At 57.0% G+C, this 444-nt stretch carries 1 protein-coding gene; it reads right to left on the reverse strand.

Features of this window, described 5'->3' with window-relative positions:
• A partial coding sequence (locus tag AC3DE3_RS17390; protein ID WP_488370871.1) for an LPD38 domain-containing protein occupies positions 1–390 on the reverse strand: 390 nt, incomplete at its 3' end.
• Positions 391–444 lie beyond the last annotated feature (54 nt).

Here is a 444-nt window from a genome sequence, read left to right on the forward strand (position 1 = left end):
CGCGTCTGGAACAATGGTAGGAGTCACGAGGTTCGCCATCGTGTCGCCAAAGTCTTTGAGTGCGTGAGGATTGTCGTTGAAGAACGCCTCAAGGAGTCGCTCCGGCACCGACCCAAAGATAATCCCAAGTTCCTGCGGCTTCGGGATGCGAAGGATTGGGCCGACGTTGATCTTACCGTCTTTAATCATGTAGGGCGGCAAGCCCTGCATTTCCTTGGGAGACTCGGGATAGCGCCAGTGGTCCACCGGGATAATCCAAAACGTATCCTTCTGCCAGCGAGGGAGTTCCTTGTACCGCTCGTCATCTTTGTTTGCGAACCAGAGAAGGACCGAGGGAAGGGTGATGTAAGTCGCGGCCTTCGCGGTCACTCCCGCGGGGTTCTCAGCCACGGCTCGGATCGACCGATCGAGACCCTGGATCGAGACGTTGTGGAATGCCGTGAT

The organism is Dietzia sp. IBK-p2-16D, from assembly GCF_057773085.1.